Genomic DNA, 16,461 nt, shown 5'->3' on the forward strand with positions numbered 1-16,461 from the left:
CGAAACCGAGTGAAGGAGGTGATTCAGATGAAGAAGATCTCCGTGCGCAAGACCGGATCCATCAAGCTCACGTCGTCCGCCTCGATCTACACCCTCAGCGGCTGCTGACGACAACGGCCCGTGCCCGTACACGCCGTGTCACCACCGTACGGGGACGGGCCCTTCTCCTTCGACCCGGGTGAGGAGGCCCACGGCGCCCATGTCAGACATCGAGTTCCACCCGCTGACCTTCGTCGACGAACCCGACGGCGTCGTGGTCGGCCGGTCCGACACCCAGTCGTACGCCGTGCTGCCCGACGACGGCGCGGCGCTGCTGCGGCAACTGGCCGCCGGCATGCCGGCGTCGCAGGCCGCCCTGTGGTACCGCTCCGAGTTCGGCGAGTCCGTCGACATGGCCGACTTCATCGCGACGATGCACGAACTCGGATTCGTCCGGGACGGCGCCGACGCACCCGCCACGGCCCCCGAGCCGCGCTTCCGGCGGCTCGCCGGGGCGGCCTTCTCGCCGCCCGCCTGGATCGTCTACGCCGCCCTGGTGATCGCCTGCGCCGTGGTGACGGTGACATCCCCCCAGGTCCGCCCGCAGCCCGGCCATGTCTTCTTCTCGCCCTCGCTCGTCGTCGTACAGCTGACCCTGCTGCTGGTCCAACTGCCCGCCGTGGCCTGGCACGAGGGGTTCCATGTGCTGGCCGGGCGCAGACTCGGGGTGCCGACCCGGCTCACCGTGGGCCGGCGCCTGTACTTCGTCGTCGTCGAGGCCCACCTCGACGGGCTGTACGGCGTCCCCAGGCGACAGCGGTATCTGCCGTTCCTGGCCGGGATGCTCGCCGACGTGCTCGCGTTCTGCGCGCTGACGCTGTGGGCGGCGGCCGGACCCTCCTGGGGCACCGGCCCGGCCCTGGCCGTGGCGTACACGATCCTGCTGCGGCTGGCCTGGCAGTTCTTCATCTTCCTGCGCACCGACCTGTACTACGTGCTGACGACCATGGCGGGGTGCACCAATCTGCACGAGGCGGCCTCCGCCCATCTGCGCACCACGCTCAGCCGGTTGCCGGGTGTCCGCCCGCCGGCCGCCGTCGACGAGTCGGCGTGGTCGCCCCGCGACCGGCTGATGGCCCCCTGGTTCGCCCTGCTGACCCTCGGCGGCGTCGGGTTCCTCCTGGCGACAGCCGCCCTGGCGGGCATTCCCCTGGTCGTGGGCTTCGTCACCCGGCTCGGTACGCACCTGGCGGACGGCACCGCGAGCGGAGCCCGGTTCTGGGACTCGGCCACGGCGCTCTCCCTGTTCGTCCTCGAATTCGCCCTCCTGCCCCTGCTCGCGCGCCGCAGCGCGGCCCGGGCCGGCACATCCGCATCATGAAGGGAGTCCCCATGAACACCCACCGGTGGCATTCCGGCCCCGAGACCCAGGAGCACGCGCCGGCCGACGTGGCGGTCAGCTGCCATCGGCGACTGCGCGGACCGTACACCGGGACCGGAAACCTCATGAGGGCGCTGGTGCCCGGGGTGTACGAGCGCCGGCCGGAGCTGGTGCGCGAGCACGCCATCGAAATCCTGTCGGTGGCGCCGGAGCTGCGCGACCACATCGGTGCCGCACGCGAGACCCTGACCTCGCTGGCGGTCCCCGAGGAACAGACCCGGCTCTACCCGGTGGTGCGCACCCGCCGGATCGCCCACGGCCTGGTCGAGTTCCTGCACAGCTACGCCGCACTGAGCGGCCCCGGCCCGCTGTCGCTGTCGTTCACCGATGCCGACGAGGCCGACCACACCGACCAGGAGTTCCTGGCGATCCTGATCCGGCGCACCCAGGACAGCCCGGTCAGCGTCTCGGTGAGCACCCGCGGCGCCCGTCCGGCCGAGGTGCTGGCCACCGCGCTCGCCCGGTACGCGCGCCCCGCCCCGCCGGCCGCCCCGCCCGCCTCCGACGCCGCCACCGCCTCCGACGCCGCCTCCGACGCCGCCGGCGGGCCGTCCCGCGACCCGGAACAGCTGCTCCGCGCCTATGTCGACGCCGACGGCACCTCCGCCGACCCGCGGGAACGGGCCGCCTACCTCGACGCCGACCCGCGTACCCGGGCCGCCCTCCACGACGAACGCGCCGCCCATCTGCTGCACCACGGCGACCGGAGCCACCGTCTCGGGGCGGTGCCGTACCACCTGACCCATGGCGCCGACCCCGCCAAGGCCGGCGGCGGCGCGCTGCTGGACGCCGTCTACTACTGCGCCGGCATGGGGTTCTGGCACTCGCTGCTGGACTACGTCCCACGGGCCCGGGCCGTGGTCGACCGCGACGCGCAGGCCGAGTCGTACTGGGACTTCACCGGCAAGATGTCCACCGCCCTGGCACTCCTGGGACGCAGCACCGAGGCCGAGTCGCTGTACGTGGAGGTGCGGGGCCACTACGCCGTGCCCATGGCCCAGATCTTCACCGGCTACGCCCTGGCCATGCTCTACACGCGGATCCATCCCCAGCCCCTGCGCGACCACCGGCTCGCCAAGGCCTACCTCAGCAACACGATCACCATCGCCTCGCTGCTGCCCGACCCGGCCCAGCGGTCCTTCCACACCGTCTTCCAGCAGAACGGGCTGGCCCTGGTCGAGATGCACCTCGGCGACCTCCCCGAGGCCCACCGGCTGGTCACCGCCGGACTGGAACGCCTGGACGCCGAACTCCCCGCCGACCGGCACCAACTGCACCGCTCGGTCCTGGTCCACAACCGGGCCAGGGTCAATGTGGCGCTCGGCTGGCTGCGGGACGCCCTCGACGACTTCACGACGGTCATCCGGCTGGACCCCAACTACCCGGACTACTACTTCGACCGCGCCGACCTCCTCCAGCGGATGGGCGACACCGCGGCCGCCCTCGCGGACTACGACACCGCGATCACCCTCACCCCGCCCTTCTGGGAGCTGCACTTCAACCGCGCGGACCTACGGGCCTGGCTGGGCGACACCGCCGGTGCCGTCGCCGACCTGGCGCGCGTCATCGAACTCGAACCCGACCAGCTCGACGCCCGGGTGAACCTCACCGGCCTGCTCCTGGAGACCGGGGAGCCGGACGGGGTCGCCGAGCTGCTGCTCGAAGGACTCCGGCTCCACCCCGGCGACGCCCGCCTGCTGCACATCCGCGGCCTGCTCGCGCTGGAGTCCGGCCACCCCGACCAGGCCCGCCGCGACTTCGACCAGGCACTGGAGGCGGACCCCGGCTGCGTACCGGCCCTGGCCTGCCGCGCCGCACTCGCCTTCGACGCCGGCAGCCCGGACGCCGCCGTACGCGACCTGGACCGGGCCGTGGAGGCCGCGCCCGGCAACCCCGACCTGCGGTACAACCGCGGTTACGCGCACCAGGCGGCGGGCCGGTGGGCGGCGGCCGTCGAGGACTACACCCGGGCCCTCGACCTCACCGGTACCGACGGTCCCGACGGTGGCGGCACCGTCACGGGCGAACTGCTGCGGCTGCGCTCGCAGTGCCACCGGGAACTGGGCGACCCGGCGGCTGCCCGGGCCGACGAGGACGCCGCCGCCCTCGCGGTCGCGGGGCCGGCCGAGCGGGCCGGAGCGGCGTGATGTCCCTTCCGCAGGCCCGCCAAGGGGGCCCCGCCGAGGCCGCCGGCCAGGACGCGTTCCACCTGTTCATGCGCGCCTGGGCGACCGGCGTCGCCGTGGTCGGCAGCCGCGCCGCGGACCGGCCCGTGGGGTGCACGGTCACCGCGGTCACCTCGGTCTCGCTGCGGCCCGCGCTGCTGCTCGTCTCGCTGGGCCGCGACAGCCGTACGCTCGCCGCGCTGCGGGCGCACGGCTCGTTCGGGGTCAGCGTGCTCCAGGGTCACCAGGGCGCCCTGGCCGAACGGTTCGCCACGGCGCCCGGCGACCGGTTCGCCGGTGTCCCGCACCACCTCGTCGACGGTGTGCCGCTGCTGGACGAGGCGCTGGCCACGGCCGTGTGCCGGGTCGAGGACACCGTCGTCGCGGCCGACCACGTCCTGGTCCTGGGCGGTCCGCGCCGGTGCGGCGCCGGCCGCGAACTCGCCCCGCTGCTCCGCTTCGGCGGTGCCTGCCTGCCGCTCCGGCCGGGGCGCTGACCGCGGTCGGCAGTCGGGTCGGCAGTCAGGTCGGCAGTGAGGTCGGCAGTCAGGTCGTGTTCAGGTGGGCCGTGCCAGCGTGACCTGCCATGACGACCCATACCGAAGAGCGCGGGGCCGTGTCCCGCGGCCGGCAGATGCTGAACAAGGTGCCCGAAGTCACCCTCTACTTCTGGATCATCAAGATCCTGTGCACCACGGTCGGTGAGACGGCCGCCGATCTCCTGAACGAGAACCTCGGTCTCGGCCTGACCGTCACCTCCCTCCTCATGACCGTCCTGCTGCTGGTCACCCTGGTCTTCCAGTTCAGGGCCACGGCCTACGTGCCGGGGGTCTACTGGCTCGCGGTGGTCCTGATCAGCGTGGTCGGCACCCTGGTCAGCGACAACCTCACGGACAACCTGGGGGTGTCGCTGACCGTGACCACGCCGGTCTTCGCCGTGCTCCTGGCGGTGACGTTCGGGGCCTGGTACGCCAGTGAGCGGACGCTGTCCATCCACAGCATCCGGACGGCCCGCAGGGAGGGCTTCTACTGGCTGGCGATCCTGTTCACCTTCGCCCTGGGCACCTCGGCCGGGGACCTCGCGGCGGAGCGGCTGGAGCTGGGCTACGGGGTGTCGGCGGTCCTGTTCGGCGCGCTGATCGCGGCTGTCGCGGTGGCCCGTCGATGGCTGCGGGTGGGCGCCGTCCTGGCGTTCTGGATCGCGTATGTCCTGACCCGCCCGTTCGGGGCCTCGATCGGTGACTACCTCTCCCAGCCGCGCGGCGACGGCGGACTGGGCCTGGGAACCGTCGGGACCAGCTTCCTGTTCCTCGTCACGATCCTGGCCCTGGTCCTCCACCTGACCGTCACCCGGCGGGACGTGGCACCGGCCGACCCGCGCTGAGGGCGCCGCGCCGGTGCCGCGCCCGCGCCGTACCGGCCGTCACCCGGCGGGCAGGGTGACCGTGAACTCGGCGCCGCCCGCCGGGCCCTGCTCCGGGCCGGCCAGCGCGATGTCGCCGCCCGCCGCCCGGGCCAGCCGGCGGGCCAGGGCCAGGCCCAGGCCCGCGCCGTCGTGACCGTCCGCGGGGTCGGCGCGGCGGCCGGGTTCGAAGACCGCCGTACGGAAGTCCTCCGGCACCCCGGGGCCGTCGTCCCGCACGACGACCCGGACGGCCCCGGCGAGCTGCTCGCACTCGACGGTGACCGTACGGACTGCGTAGCGGCGGGCGTTGTCCAGCAGCGGCGCCAGGACGCGTTCGGCCAGGGCGGCGGAGACCCCCGCCGTGGCGTCGGTGCCGCTCACCGTGACGCGCGGGGCGTCCGGATGGTCCTCGGCACTGCGCCGGGCCAGGTCACGGGCCACCTCCGGCAGGGCGCAGCGGCCGGGGAGCTGCCCGCTGCGGGTGCGGGCCTCGGAGAGCAGGCTCTCGCAGATCCGCCGCATCCGGGCCGCCGCGGCGGCGATGGCCTCGTGGGACGCCCGCTGCTCGGCCGCGTCGCGGGGGCGGGCCGCCAGCCAGTCGGTCTCGGCGGTGATCCGCGCCAGCGGGGTGCGCAGTTCGTGGGAGAGCTCGGCGGACTGCTGCTGTTCGTGACGCAGGACGGCGGCCAGCCGGTCGAGGAGTTCGTCGAGGTTGGTGGCCAGGCTGGACAGTTCGGCGGGCGGCTCCGAGGTGCCGAGGCGGAACCGTTCGGCGGCGCCGCGTTCGCTCCACCGCGCGGCCTGGGCGCTCATCACCGTGACCGGCCGCAGTGCCCGGCCGACGACCGTACGAGTGACCAGGTATATCCCGCCGAGCAGCAGCAGGGAGAGCCCGATCGAACCGGCCAGTGCCGCGTCGGCGGTGCTGCGGTAGGCGTCGAGGCCGACCGAGGCCACGACGGTCCCCACCTGACGGTCGCCGTAGCGGACGGGCAGGGCGTACAGCCGGGAGGCGTACGGCTCGGCGGTCCGGGCGAACGCCGGGCCGTGGCCGGCGAGCCGGTCCGCGGCGGTGCGCGGGGCGCCGGAGACGGTGGGCCGCTCGACGACCCGGTGGCCCTGGTAGATCCAGACCCCGATGTCCAGGGCACGGTCGTCGGCGGGCTCGTGGACGACGAGGCTGCCGTCCGGGCGGGCCTCCACCGTGGCGGCCACGGCGGTGGCGCGGGTCCGCAGCAGCTCGTCGGCCTGCTGCCGCAGCCGCGCGGACAGCGCGAGGTTGAAGGCCAGGGTCAGCAGCAGGACCCAGGCCGCGGTGGTGGCCAGGGCCAGCAGCGCCAGCCGGCCGCGCAGCGTGGCGGGGCGGGGGACACGGAACGGGAGTGGCGGTCGCGGACTCATGCGAAGCGGTAACCCACACCCCGTACGGTGCCGATGCCGCGCGGGCTGTCCGCCTCGCGCAGCTTGCGGCGCAGCCGCGCCAGGTACTGGTCGAGGGTGTTGTCGCTGACCTGCGCTCCCTCGGGCCAGGCCGCCCGCAGCAGCACCCGTCGGCGTACGACGGTGCCGGGGGAGGCCATCAGACAGGCCAGCAGCCGGAACTCGGTGGGCGTCAGGGTCACCGGCGCTCCCTTCACCTCAAGCACGTGCCGCACGGGGTCGAGCCGCAGCTCCTCGACCTCCACGGAGGGCTCGCGCCCGGCCCGGCGCAGGGCGGCACGTACCCGCGCGGCCAGCTCGGACAGGTGGAAGGGCTTGGCCAGATAGTCGTCGCCGCCGGCGGAGAACCCCGCGAGACGGTCGGTGATGTTGTCGTGCGCGGTGAGGAAGACCACCGGGGCGTCGATGCCGGAGGCGCGCATCGCCTGGCACACGTCCCGCCCGTCGGAGTCGGGCAGCCCGATGTCCAGCACCACGGCGTCCACCCGGTCGCGCACGGTCCGCAGGGCGCTCGCCCCGTCGGACGCGGTGAGCACGTCGAAGTGTTCCTCGCGCAGGCCGCGGGCGAGGATCTGGCGGAGTCCGTGGTCGTCCTCGACGACCAGCACGCGATGGGCGGTCACCGGCCCAGTATCACCCGTGCCGGGACGCCGCCCGGCGCTGCGGCCGGGGCGTTCAGGTTGCGTACAGGTTCGGCACCGGACACTGCTGGCTCGTGACGGCTGTGGTGAGAGGGGCAGATGTGGCGACAGGGCAACTCCGGCAGGACGGGCCCCAGGCCCAGGCCCAGGCCCAGACCCAGGCCCAGGCTCCGGTGCGGGTACGGGTCCGGCAGGCCGCCATGAGCAAGGTCCCGGAGATCACGGTCTACTTCTGGATCGTCAAGGTGCTCACCACGGGCATGGGCGAGACGGCCTCCGACTACCTCGCCCATGTGCTCGGCCCGGTGCCGGCGGTCGGCCTCGGCGCGGCCGGCCTGGCCGCCTCGCTGGCCCTGCAACTGGCCGTGCGCCGCTATGTGGCCTGGATCTACTGGACGGCCGTCGCCATGGTCAGCGTGTTCGGCACCATGGCCGCGGACATCCTGCACGTCGGGCTCGGCATCCCCTATCTGGTGTCCACCCCGGTCTTCACGGCGGCGCTCGCCGGGGTCTTCGCCGCCTGGTACGCCGCCGAGCGGACACTGTCCGTCCACAGCATCCGCACCCGGCGCCGGGAGCTGTTCTACTGGGCCGCGGTGCTGGCCACCTTCGCGCTCGGCACCGCCGCCGGTGACCTCACCGCGACGACGCCCGGCCTGGGGTACTTCGGCTCGGGCCTGATCTTCGCCGTGGCGATCGCCGTACCGGCGCTGGCCCACCGGTGGTCCGGCCTCGACGCGATCACGGCCTTCTGGTGCGCCTACGTCGTGACCCGCCCGCTCGGCGCCTCCCTCGCGGACGGGATGGCCGTACCGGCCGGCCGCGGCGGCCTCGGTCTGGGTCTGGGCCCCGTCACGCTGTACTGGACGCTCGCGATCCTCGCCTTCGTCGGCTGCCTGGCGGTGACCCGCAAGGACGTCGCGGCCTGACTGACGCCGGACCCGGACCCGCGCGAGGGCAGGAGGAGGGCGAGAGGAAGGTGAGAACCGCCGGCCGCCGTGCCGCGACGGCTCGGTGGCCGTGCGGGCCGGTGCACACTGGCCGGGTGACGAACACCGTGCTGCTCGCCGAGGACGACCGGGCGATCCGTAAGTCGCTCGAACGCGCCCTGGAGCTGGAGGGATACCGGGTCACCGCCGTACCCGACGGCATCGAGGCGCTGGCGGTCGTGCACCGGGAGCGGCCCGACGTGGTCGTGCTGGACGTGATGATGCCCGGCATCGACGGCCTGGCCGTGTGCCGGGTGCTGCGCGCGGAGGGCGACCGTACGCCGGTGCTCATGCTCACCGCCCGGGTGGAGACCGCCGACCGGATCGCCGGGCTCGACGCGGGCGCGGACGACTACGTGGCCAAGCCCTTCGAGGTCGAGGAGGTCTTCGCCCGGCTGCGTGCCCTGCTGCGCAGGACCGCCCCCGGCGCCGGGCCGGCGGAGGCCGGCCTCGTCGAGGCCGCCGACCTGAGGCTCGACCCGTCCGCACGGCGGGCCTGGCGGGGCCGGCAGGAACTGGACCTGACCCGTACCGAGTTCGACCTGCTGGAACTGCTGGCCCGCAACGCGGGCATCGTGCTGGACCACGGCACGATCTACCAGCGGATCTGGGGGTACGACTTCGGGCCCCGCTCCAAGAACCTCACCGTCTACATCGGCTATCTGCGCCGCAAGACCGACCTCCCCGGCCTGACGCCGCTGATCCACACCGTGCGCGGGGTCGGCTACACGCTCAGGGAGCCATGACCCGCGGGGCGGCGGCGCCGTCGTCGGCTCACCCTCCGCCGGTGAGGACCGGCCCCGGACCGTGCCCCTGACCCGGACCGGGTCGCGGTTTGCGGGCCACCAGGCGGTGCACCCTTCTGCCGGAGGACTCGCTGACCGACTCCTGGTCGTACAGCGGTCCGGCGGGCGACAGCCGCTGCCGGACCAGGCCGGGGTCGACGGCGGCGTAGAGCCGTCCGTGCTCGTCGCGCGGGCCGCCCTCCCCGGCGACGCGCCAGCTCAGGAAGAGCGTGCCGCCGGGGGCGAGCAGCGCCATGAGCCGGTCCAGGGAGGCGGCCAGTTCCGAGGGCGGCAGATGCATCACGACGGTCTCGCACAGCACGTTGGTGAAGCCGCCGTCCGGCACTCCGGTGAGGCCGGGCAGGGCGGCGGCCACGAACGGTACTTCGGGGTGCCGTTGGCGGGCCTGGGCAAGGAGCCCTTCGGAGGGGTCGTATCCGGTGGCGGGGAAGCCGTTGGCGTTCAGCCAGGCCGTGTCCCGGCCGCTGCCGCAGCCGATGTCCGCGGTGGGGCCGGGGGAGAAGAAGCGCCGGATCAGTGCCCGAAGGTCGGCCGGGGGGCTCTGGCCCTCCTCCCAGTCCTCGGCGAAGGCGTGCGCCTCGCGGTCGTAGGCGCCCAGGGTCTCGGTGTCGATCGGAGTGCTCCTCCGCGCGTCGCGGGGCCGGTGTGTCCACCCTCCCCGGCGCGGTATCTCCATGTCAAGCTTCTTCATGTCGAGACACATCTGCGGAGGGGCGTCTACGCTGGCTCCCGGTCCGCGGAACCGGCCGCCCAGGGGCCGGCCGAGGACACCGAGATGACCGAGGACACCGAGGAGTTGGCCGTGACCTACGACGTCGCCGCTGTCCGCGCGCAGTTCCCCGCGCTCAAGGCCGGTTCCGCCCACTTCGACGGGCCGGGCGGCACCCAGACGCCGCAGCCCGTCATCGACGCCATCGCCGACGCCCTGGCCGGCCCGCTGTCCAACCGCGGCGCCGGCACCCCGGGTGAGCGCAACGCCGAGGCCGCCGTGACCGGCGCCCGGCAGGCCCTCGCCGACCTCCTGGGCGCCGTTCCGGACGGCATCGTCCTGGGACGCAGCGCCACCCAACTCGCCTACGACTTCTCCCGCACCCTCGCCAGGACCTGGTCGCCGGGTGACGAGGTCGTCGTCACGCGGCTGGACCACGACTCCAACATCCGCCCCTGGATCCAGGCCGCGGCCGCGGTCGGCGCCACCGTCCGCTGGGCCGACTTCGACCCCGCCACCGGCGAGTTGACCCCCGACGACATCGGCGCGGTGCTCTCGCCGCGCACCCGCCTGGTCGCGGTCACCGCCGCCTCCAACCTCATCGGCACCCGCCCCGACATCCCGGCCCTGGCCGGACCCGTCCACCGGGCCGGGGCCCTGCTCTACGTCGACGGCGTCCACCACACCGCCCACGCCCCCGTCGACCTCACCCGGCTCGGCGCGGACTTCTACAGCTGCTCGCCCTACAAGTTCCTCGGACCCCACCTGGGCGTCCTGGCCGCCCGCCCCGAACTGCTGGAATCCCTCCGGCCGGACAAGCTGCTGCCCTCCAGCGACGCCGTCCCCGAGCGCTTCGAGTTCGGCACCCTGCCCTACGAACTCCTCGCCGGCACCCACGCCGCCGTCGACTTCCTGGCCGGACTCGGCCCGGCCCACCACGGCACCCGCAGGGAACGGCTGGTCTCCGCGCTGACGGCACTGGAGGCGTACGAGGACTCGCTGCGGCTGCGCATCGAAGCCGGACTGGCCGGGTTCGAGCAGGTCACCGTCCACTCCCGGGCCGCCGACCGCACCCCCACCCTGCTGCTGACCATCGAGGGCCGCGACACCGTCGGGGCCTACCGTCACCTCGCCGAGCGTGGCGTCAGCGCGCCGTCCGGCTCCTTCTACGCCGTCGAGGCGTCCCGCCGCCTCGGCCTCGGCGACACCGGCGGCCTGCGCGTCGGCCTGGCCCCGTACAACAGCGCCGAGGACGTCGACCGGCTGCTGGAGGGGCTGTCGGACTACCTGCGCGCGACGCCCTGACGGGCCCGCCCGTTGCCGGGCGACGGCCGCCATCGCACCCGAAGCCGACGACCGCGCCGAGCCGTCCCCGTGACGGCACCTTCCGCGAACACCGCGGCCCCCGGGTGACCGTTGCCTGAACCAGCCCACGGGCAGTTCGACTCACATCAACATCCTGTGTCCTGTGTCCACGCCAAGATCTCCGCGGCACCCCGACGGACAGATGCCTCCGGGTCCCGGGCGGGCTGCCCGCAGAGTGCTGCGACGTCCGGCACACCGTCCAGTCCGGCGAGCGCATCATGCACCCCGGTCCGCATCCAGTCGGCATGGCTGTCGTCGGCCCCGGCAACCGCGAGAGCGATCAGCCTTACGGCGGCCACCGTCCCCACCCGGGCCAGGGCCTCTGCCGTCTGTCGGGTCACCGCCCACACGCTTGACGAAAAGCCTGGAGGCAGTCCCCGGGGAGTGTGGCGGGCCTACGGCTGCTGCCGTACGTCGGGCCGACCGTGACGCGAGCGGTCCGTGGCGTCGCCGGTCAACTCCCTTTCCCAGCCCGGTACGTGCGCCGGCACCTGCACCGGCGCCGGCACCCACACCGGCATCGGCACCGGGGCGGGGACAGCGGCCGGGGCGGTACGGGCCGGCCGGCGGCGACGGGCGAGCCACAGGACGGCTGCCGCGTACGCGGAGATCGCGAGGCAGTCGATCAGCACCAGCTGCCACGGCGAGTCGGCCGCCGTCTCGTCGGAGGCCAGCCCGTCGACCACGGCCGCCGAGAACCCGAACGACACCAGGTTGTTGATGACATGCAGGCAGATGGACGCCTCCAGCCCGCCCGTACGGATCGTCAGCCAGCCCGCCACGGCCGCGAAGAACACCAGGTCCGCGAAGCCCCACGGGGTCCCCAGACCGTGGGCGGCCGCGAACAGCACCGCCTGCGGCAGCACCGCGCACCACGGCGACCGCAGATAACCGCCCACCGCCTGCAACAGCCAGCCGCGGAACACGTACTCCTCGGCCGCCGACTGCAACGGAACCAGCACCAGCAGCATCGCCATGGCCGGCCCGAATACCTGCCAGCCGGCCCACCCGGCCTCCGTACCGCCCACCCCGGCCCCGTCGTCGGCGGGCAGCAGGAGGGTCGACGCCGTCATCAGGCCGACGCACAGCACCGCGGCGAGCAGGCACACCGCCAGCCACCGCCACCGCAGCCGCCCGGCCACCGACGACACCGTGCCGGCCGGCCGGCGCCCGATCCACCGTACGGCCAGCAGCACCACCGGTATCGCGGCGGCCAGATACAGCAGATCCTGGGCCGTGCCGACGACCGGCCCGAAGTCCATGACACCGTCCCGGTCGGCGGTGTACCCGCGGGTCTCACCCCAGCCGGAGGCAGCCGCGTCCAGGAGGGTGACGACCAGCAGCCAGAGCCCGACGACCAGCAGCGAACCGACCGGCGCGCGCCACCAGGAGTGACGACCCGACACACGGGCCAACCGGTGATAGGGCAGGGAATCGGGCAGTGGTGGTTGTGTCAGTGAATTCGTCATGCCCCAAGCCTCCCGGCCCCACGATGTCATGGCGTCCGCCCCCGGGAGGAACAACTCCTCTGCCCCAGGGTGCAGATGCCGCCGCCAACCCCGCCCCCGGGACCCGCCCTCCCGGCGCGGCGGGCTGCCTTAGGCTCGTAGCCGCTATGGAGACCATACGGAACTGGCTGCTGCCGGCGGCGCTCGCCGTCGCCCAGGGTGCGCTGCTGCTGTGGCCCGGCGCCCCCCTGGCGGGCGGCCGGCCGCCGGACGCCGCCGAACTGGCGGCCGTGCTGACCGCCGTGGCGCTGGAGACGGCCGCGCTGGGACGGCGGCGGCGCGAACCGGTCCTGGCGCTGGCCGGTGTGCTGGCGGCGTCACTGCTGGGACTGCTGGCGGCCCCCGACCAGTACGCCGACGTCGGCTCGACGGTGGCGCTGTTCTCCGTCGCGGCCCGCTGCCGCGTCCGGATCGCCGCCGGAGCCACCGCGGCGGTGGTCGGCGTCGACTGGTTCGCCGGCGCCGTACACCCCGACCCGGGCTCGGTGTTCGCGGCGGACGCCGTGATCACGGCCCTGCTCTACGTGGTCTGCGCCGGACTCGGCGAGGCCCGCCGGCAGTGGCTGGCCGCACGCCGGGCCGCGGCCCGCCGGCTGGCCGGGGCCGAGGACGCCGGGCGCAACGCCGCCGACACCGAACGCCGCCGACTGGCACGGGAGTTGCACGACGTCAGCGCCCACCACCTGACCTCGGTCGTGGTGACCGTCAACGCCGCGCGCACCCTCGCCGACAGCAGACCCGAACTGGCCGCCGAGGCACTGGCCTTCGCCGGGGCGACCGGCCGCGAGACCCTGGACGCCATCCGCCAGCTGGTCGCGGTGATGGGGGAGCCCGAGCCCCGGGACGCACCGCCGATGTCCCCCCGCATCGAGGAACTCGTCGCCGGATTCGGCCGACTGGGCCGCCCGATCGCGACCGACCTGCCCGGCGACCTGGCCGGGCCCGCCGCCGAGGCGGTCTTCGGCATCGTGCGCGAGGCCCTCACCAACGCCCTGCGGTACGCCCCCGGCGCCCCGGTACAGGTCGCCGTGCGGCGGGACGCCGGAGCGCTGGAACTGGCCGTGGACAACGCCGCCCCCCGTGGCTCCGCCGGCCAGGACCGCGACGCGGCGGGCCTGGGATCCGGCCGGGGCGTGGCCGGGATGCGGGAACGCGCGGCGGCCGTCGGCGGAGAACTGACCGCCGGGCCCGGCCCCGCGGGCGGCTGGCGGGTCCGGGCCACGCTGCCCGACGCCGACGGCCCGCGGCCCCCCGCCGAACGCCCCCGGCGCCGTGACTTCCTGAGGGAACAGCGGCTGGCCGACGCCGCCCTCACGCTCACCGCCACCCTGCTGCCGATGATGTTCGTGCTGGTGGCCGTGGAGGAGGGCACCGACTTCGGCGGGGCCGCCACCGTCGTCGGGATGTCGCTGCTCATGGCGGTCCACGCACTGCCCCTGCTGTGGCGGCGGCGCGCGCCCCGGGCCGCGCTGTCCGCGGTGGCGGCCACCGCCTGGCTCTGGCCGGCGGCGGTCGTCGGCGGCGTGCTGCCGCCGTCCTTGTCGGAGTACCTGGCCGCGGGTGGGTTCGCCGAGACGATGGCCGTGTACGCGCTGGCGGTCTACGGACGGGGCGCCCGCCGGACCTGGGCGTGGGTCCTGGCCGCCGGCTGCGCCCTCGTCGGCGCCCTCACCCTCGGCGCGGCGGCCGACGGCGCCCTGCTGGGCGGGCCCCCGTCACCGCTCGCCGCGCTCGGGGCCGCTCTGGTCCTGGTCCTGCTGGTGAGCCCGTTCCTCACCACCGCCTGGAGCGCGGGACTGCTCGTACGGGCGCACCGGCTGCGGGTCCTGGCCCGGGAGGACCACGCCGTCACCGACGCCGTGCGGCGGGCCGCCGCCGAGGCGGAGGCCGAGCGCCGCCGGCTGGCCGCCGGCCTCCACCAGGCCGTACTGCAACGCACGGCGCTGATGGTGGAGTCGGCCGACCAGGGACGGCTGGACGAGGTCGGCGACCGGTCCCGGTCCGCGCTGGCCGCCATGCGCGAACTGCTGCGCGGCCTCGGCGACGCCGGGCCCGCCGAACGCGACCACACCCCCCAGCCCACCGCCGCCGACCTCGACGACCTGTGCCGCACCCTGCGCGCCGCGGGCCGCGACGTCACCCTGCGCGCCGCGCCCGACGCCGTCACCGGGCTTCCGGTGCCGGTGGCCCTGTCCGCGTACCGCCTCGCGGAGGCCGCACTCGGCGCCGGCGACCGCGGCCCGGCCCGGGTGGTGCTCAGGCGCCGGCGCGACGGCCTGCACCTGACCGTCACCGGAGTACGGATGGCCGTGGCGGGCCCCGTCGCCGAACGCCTGCGGGCCCAGGCGGCCGCGGCCCGGGGGCGCGTCACGGTGGGCCGGGCCGGTACGGTTCGGGTGCTGCTGCCGACCGGACCGTACCCGGTCCCCGTACCGGAGGTGTCCCCGTCGCCATACGTGTGATGGTCGTCGACGACCAGGCGGTGGTCCGCGCCGGGTTCGCCGCCATCGTCGACGCCGAACCCGATCTCACCGTCGTCGGCGAGGCCGGCGACGGAGCGGCCGCGGTGTCCCTGGCGACCCGGCACGCCCCCGACGTGGTCCTGATGGACATCCGCATGCCCGGGATGGACGGACTGACCGCGACCCGCCTGATCACCGCCCTGGACAGCCACCCCCGGGTCCTGGTCCTCACCACCTTCGACCTCGACTCCTATGTGTACGAGGCGCTGCGCGCCGGATCGTCGGGCTTCCTCCTCAAGGACGCCCAGCCGCACGACCTGCTCACCGCGATCCGTACCGTCGCCGCGGGCGACGGCATCCTCGCCCCCGCCGTCACCCGCCGCCTCATCGACACCTTTGTGAACAGCGCGCCCCCGCCGCCCGGCCGCAGCGAGCTCCTGGCCCAACTCACCCCGCGTGAGAGGGAGGTCCTGCTCCGGGTCGGGTCCGGACTGACCAACACCGAGATCGGAACCGAACTGGGCGTGGCGACCGGCACCGTCAAGTCCCATGTCAACGCCCTGTTCTCCAAACTCGGCGTGCGCGACCGGGTCCAGGCGACCATCCTCGCCTACGAGACCGGCCTCGTCCGGCCCAACGGGAACCCGGCCCGATGACGTCGCCCGGCGTACAGGAGACCACCGCGAGTCAGCGCGGATCCCGGCGAGCCGCCCCGGCGGCCGCGGTCGAGGCACTGAAGCTCCGGCTGGGTGGGCAGTCACGCCGGGACGGATACCTGTTCGTACCGCTCGTCGCCCTGCTCGCGCTGTACGGCGTGGCTGCGCTCGTCACGGGAGCCGTGGTGAGCAAGGGGAACGACAAGAACGCGTTCATGGACAGCGGCCACGGCTCCCCGCTCCGGCCCTGGTTCGGCTCCTGCGGCGCCGCCTTCGCACTGGCTCTGCTGTTCTACCTGTGGAGCCTGCGGCGGGCTTCGGAGCGCCACACCCGACTGGAGCTGGCCGAGCTGGAGGCGCGCACCGAGGACGAGGTACGCGGGGCCATGGGCTCCACGGACCTCGACACCCTGCTGGACATCAACCGGGCGCTGCTGACCCAGTACCACCGCCTGTCCACCGGCCAGGCCCGGACCGCCTTCCGCATGGCACAGGCGGTCATGGCGACCGCGGCCGTTCTGCTGCTCCTGGGCTGCGCCCTGGCCGTGGCGGCGCACGACACCGCCACCGGCGTGACCATCGCGAGCCTGTCCGGCCTGGCCTCGGCGGTGGGCGGCTACATCTCCACGACGCTGCTGCGCACCTACCAGATCTCGGTTCGCCAGGCGGAGGTGTACTTCCGCGAACCCGTCGCCGCGAGCTACCTGCTGGCGGCCGAGCGGATCGCCCGCGGCCTGGACACCTCCCATCAGCAGCCGGTCCTGGGCCGGGTCGTCGACGGTTTTCTGCAGGCGGCCACCGGGGTCACCCACAGCACGGCGGTCCCGGCCGACGCCTCACCGGTGGCCGACGGTGGCTGACCGGGGCCGACGGGGCCGCTTTTGCGCTCCCTGCG

The 16,461-nt window shown here is 74.4% G+C and carries 14 protein-coding genes; 10 read left to right on the forward strand and 4 right to left on the reverse strand.

All coding sequences use genetic code 11. The features are described from left to right. Window positions 1-199 precede the first annotated feature (199 nt). The 4 genes from RWE79_RS36145 to RWE79_RS36160 all read left to right on the forward strand — a co-directional run bounded on the left by RWE79_RS36145 (window position 200) and on the right by RWE79_RS36160 (window position 4,969). Window positions 200-1,360, forward strand: coding sequence for a hypothetical protein (locus RWE79_RS36145; RefSeq protein WP_475944514.1), 1,161 nt, complete (start codon window positions 200-202; stop codon window positions 1,358-1,360). An 11-nt stretch (window positions 1,361-1,371) separates the two neighbouring features. Continuing rightward, window positions 1,372-3,567 carry a tetratricopeptide repeat protein gene (locus RWE79_RS36150; RefSeq protein WP_475944516.1) on the forward strand — a complete coding sequence of 732 codons (2,196 nt, stop codon included), beginning with the start codon at window positions 1,372-1,374 and terminating at the stop codon, window positions 3,565-3,567. After that, window positions 3,567-4,082: a flavin reductase family protein gene (locus RWE79_RS36155; protein WP_475944518.1), complete on the forward strand. Its 516-nt coding sequence runs from the start codon at window positions 3,567-3,569 to the stop codon at window positions 4,080-4,082. Before RWE79_RS36150 ends, RWE79_RS36155 begins: the two co-directional genes overlap by 1 nt. Window positions 4,083-4,171: 89 nt before the next feature. Then, window positions 4,172-4,969 carry a COG4705 family protein gene (locus RWE79_RS36160; protein WP_475944520.1) on the forward strand — a complete coding sequence of 266 codons (798 nt, stop codon included), beginning with the start codon at window positions 4,172-4,174 and terminating at the stop codon, window positions 4,967-4,969. Between the two features lie 39 nt (window positions 4,970-5,008). Here the strand turns inward: RWE79_RS36160 and RWE79_RS36165 are convergent, their stop codons facing one another. Continuing rightward, the gene (locus tag RWE79_RS36165) at window positions 5,009-6,391 is read right to left on the reverse strand and encodes an ATP-binding protein (protein WP_475944522.1); all 1,383 of its coding nucleotides are present in this window, start codon (window positions 6,389-6,391) and stop codon (window positions 5,009-5,011) included. Then, window positions 6,388-7,053: a response regulator transcription factor gene (locus RWE79_RS36170; RefSeq protein WP_475944524.1), complete on the reverse strand. Its 666-nt coding sequence runs from the start codon at window positions 7,051-7,053 to the stop codon at window positions 6,388-6,390. The genes RWE79_RS36165 and RWE79_RS36170 overlap by 4 nt, the downstream gene beginning before the upstream one ends. Window positions 7,054-7,172: 119 nt before the next feature. Here RWE79_RS36170 and RWE79_RS36175 point away from each other — a divergent pair, with 119 nt between their 5' ends. Both RWE79_RS36175 and RWE79_RS36180 read left to right on the forward strand, forming a co-directional pair. Further along, window positions 7,173-8,000 (forward strand): COG4705 family protein, encoded by an 828-nt coding sequence (locus RWE79_RS36175; RefSeq protein ID WP_475944526.1) that lies wholly within the window; start codon window positions 7,173-7,175, stop codon window positions 7,998-8,000. A 116-nt stretch (window positions 8,001-8,116) separates the two neighbouring features. Then, window positions 8,117-8,806, forward strand: coding sequence for a response regulator transcription factor (locus RWE79_RS36180; RefSeq protein WP_475944528.1), 690 nt, complete (start codon window positions 8,117-8,119; stop codon window positions 8,804-8,806). A 28-nt stretch (window positions 8,807-8,834) separates the two neighbouring features. On the opposite strand, the gene RWE79_RS36185 is transcribed toward RWE79_RS36180, so the two are convergent. Beyond that, a complete protein-coding gene (locus tag RWE79_RS36185; protein WP_475944530.1) occupies window positions 8,835-9,557 on the reverse strand; it encodes a class I SAM-dependent methyltransferase in 723 nt (240 codons plus the stop codon). A 111-nt stretch (window positions 9,558-9,668) separates the two neighbouring features. Between RWE79_RS36185 and RWE79_RS36190 the strand changes: the two genes are divergently transcribed. Continuing rightward, complete coding sequence (locus tag RWE79_RS36190; RefSeq protein ID WP_475946323.1) at window positions 9,669-10,880, forward strand: cysteine desulfurase-like protein; 1,212 nt, start codon at window positions 9,669-9,671, stop codon at window positions 10,878-10,880. A gap of 455 nt (window positions 10,881-11,335) precedes the next feature. Here the strand turns inward: RWE79_RS36190 and RWE79_RS36195 are convergent, their stop codons facing one another. Continuing rightward, a complete protein-coding gene (locus RWE79_RS36195) occupies window positions 11,336-12,409 on the reverse strand; it encodes a lysostaphin resistance A-like protein (protein WP_475944532.1) in 1,074 nt (357 codons plus the stop codon). A 146-nt stretch (window positions 12,410-12,555) separates the two neighbouring features. Here RWE79_RS36195 and RWE79_RS36200 point away from each other — a divergent pair, with 146 nt between their 5' ends. The 3 genes from RWE79_RS36200 to RWE79_RS36210 are packed head-to-tail and all read left to right on the forward strand — an operon-like array spanning window position 12,556 to window position 16,426. Then, window positions 12,556-14,910 carry a sensor histidine kinase gene (locus RWE79_RS36200; protein ID WP_475944534.1) on the forward strand — a complete coding sequence of 785 codons (2,355 nt, stop codon included), beginning with the start codon at window positions 12,556-12,558 and terminating at the stop codon, window positions 14,908-14,910. After that, window positions 14,910-15,566: a response regulator gene (locus tag RWE79_RS36205; RefSeq protein ID WP_475944536.1), complete on the forward strand. Its 657-nt coding sequence runs from the start codon at window positions 14,910-14,912 to the stop codon at window positions 15,564-15,566. The genes RWE79_RS36200 and RWE79_RS36205 overlap by 1 nt, the downstream gene beginning before the upstream one ends. Continuing rightward, window positions 15,563-16,426, forward strand: coding sequence for a hypothetical protein (locus RWE79_RS36210; protein ID WP_475944537.1), 864 nt, complete (start codon window positions 15,563-15,565; stop codon window positions 16,424-16,426). Before RWE79_RS36205 ends, RWE79_RS36210 begins: the two co-directional genes overlap by 4 nt. The last annotated feature ends 35 nt before the right edge of the window (window positions 16,427-16,461 follow it).

The sequence above is a fragment of the Streptomyces sp. RLA131 genome (assembly GCF_056270125.1).

Coding starts and splice junctions, on each gene's coding strand:
- RWE79_RS36185 (WP_475944530.1), bottom strand. CDS start 9,557: ATGAAGAAGCTTGACATGGAGATACCGCGCCGGGGAGGGTGGACACAC.
- RWE79_RS36155 (WP_475944518.1), top strand. CDS start 3,567: ATGTCCCTTCCGCAGGCCCGCCAAGGGGGCCCCGCCGAGGCCGCCGGC.
- RWE79_RS36195 (WP_475944532.1), bottom strand. CDS start 12,409: ATGACGAATTCACTGACACAACCACCACTGCCCGATTCCCTGCCCTAT.
- RWE79_RS36165 (WP_475944522.1), bottom strand. CDS start 6,391: ATGAGTCCGCGACCGCCACTCCCGTTCCGTGTCCCCCGCCCCGCCACG.
- RWE79_RS36145 (WP_475944514.1), top strand. CDS start 200: ATGTCAGACATCGAGTTCCACCCGCTGACCTTCGTCGACGAACCCGAC.
- RWE79_RS36200 (WP_475944534.1), top strand. CDS start 12,556: ATGGAGACCATACGGAACTGGCTGCTGCCGGCGGCGCTCGCCGTCGCC.
- RWE79_RS36160 (WP_475944520.1), top strand. CDS start 4,172: ATGACGACCCATACCGAAGAGCGCGGGGCCGTGTCCCGCGGCCGGCAG.
- RWE79_RS36210 (WP_475944537.1), top strand. CDS start 15,563: ATGACGTCGCCCGGCGTACAGGAGACCACCGCGAGTCAGCGCGGATCC.
- RWE79_RS36150 (WP_475944516.1), top strand. CDS start 1,372: ATGAACACCCACCGGTGGCATTCCGGCCCCGAGACCCAGGAGCACGCG.
- RWE79_RS36205 (WP_475944536.1), top strand. CDS start 14,910: ATGGTCGTCGACGACCAGGCGGTGGTCCGCGCCGGGTTCGCCGCCATC.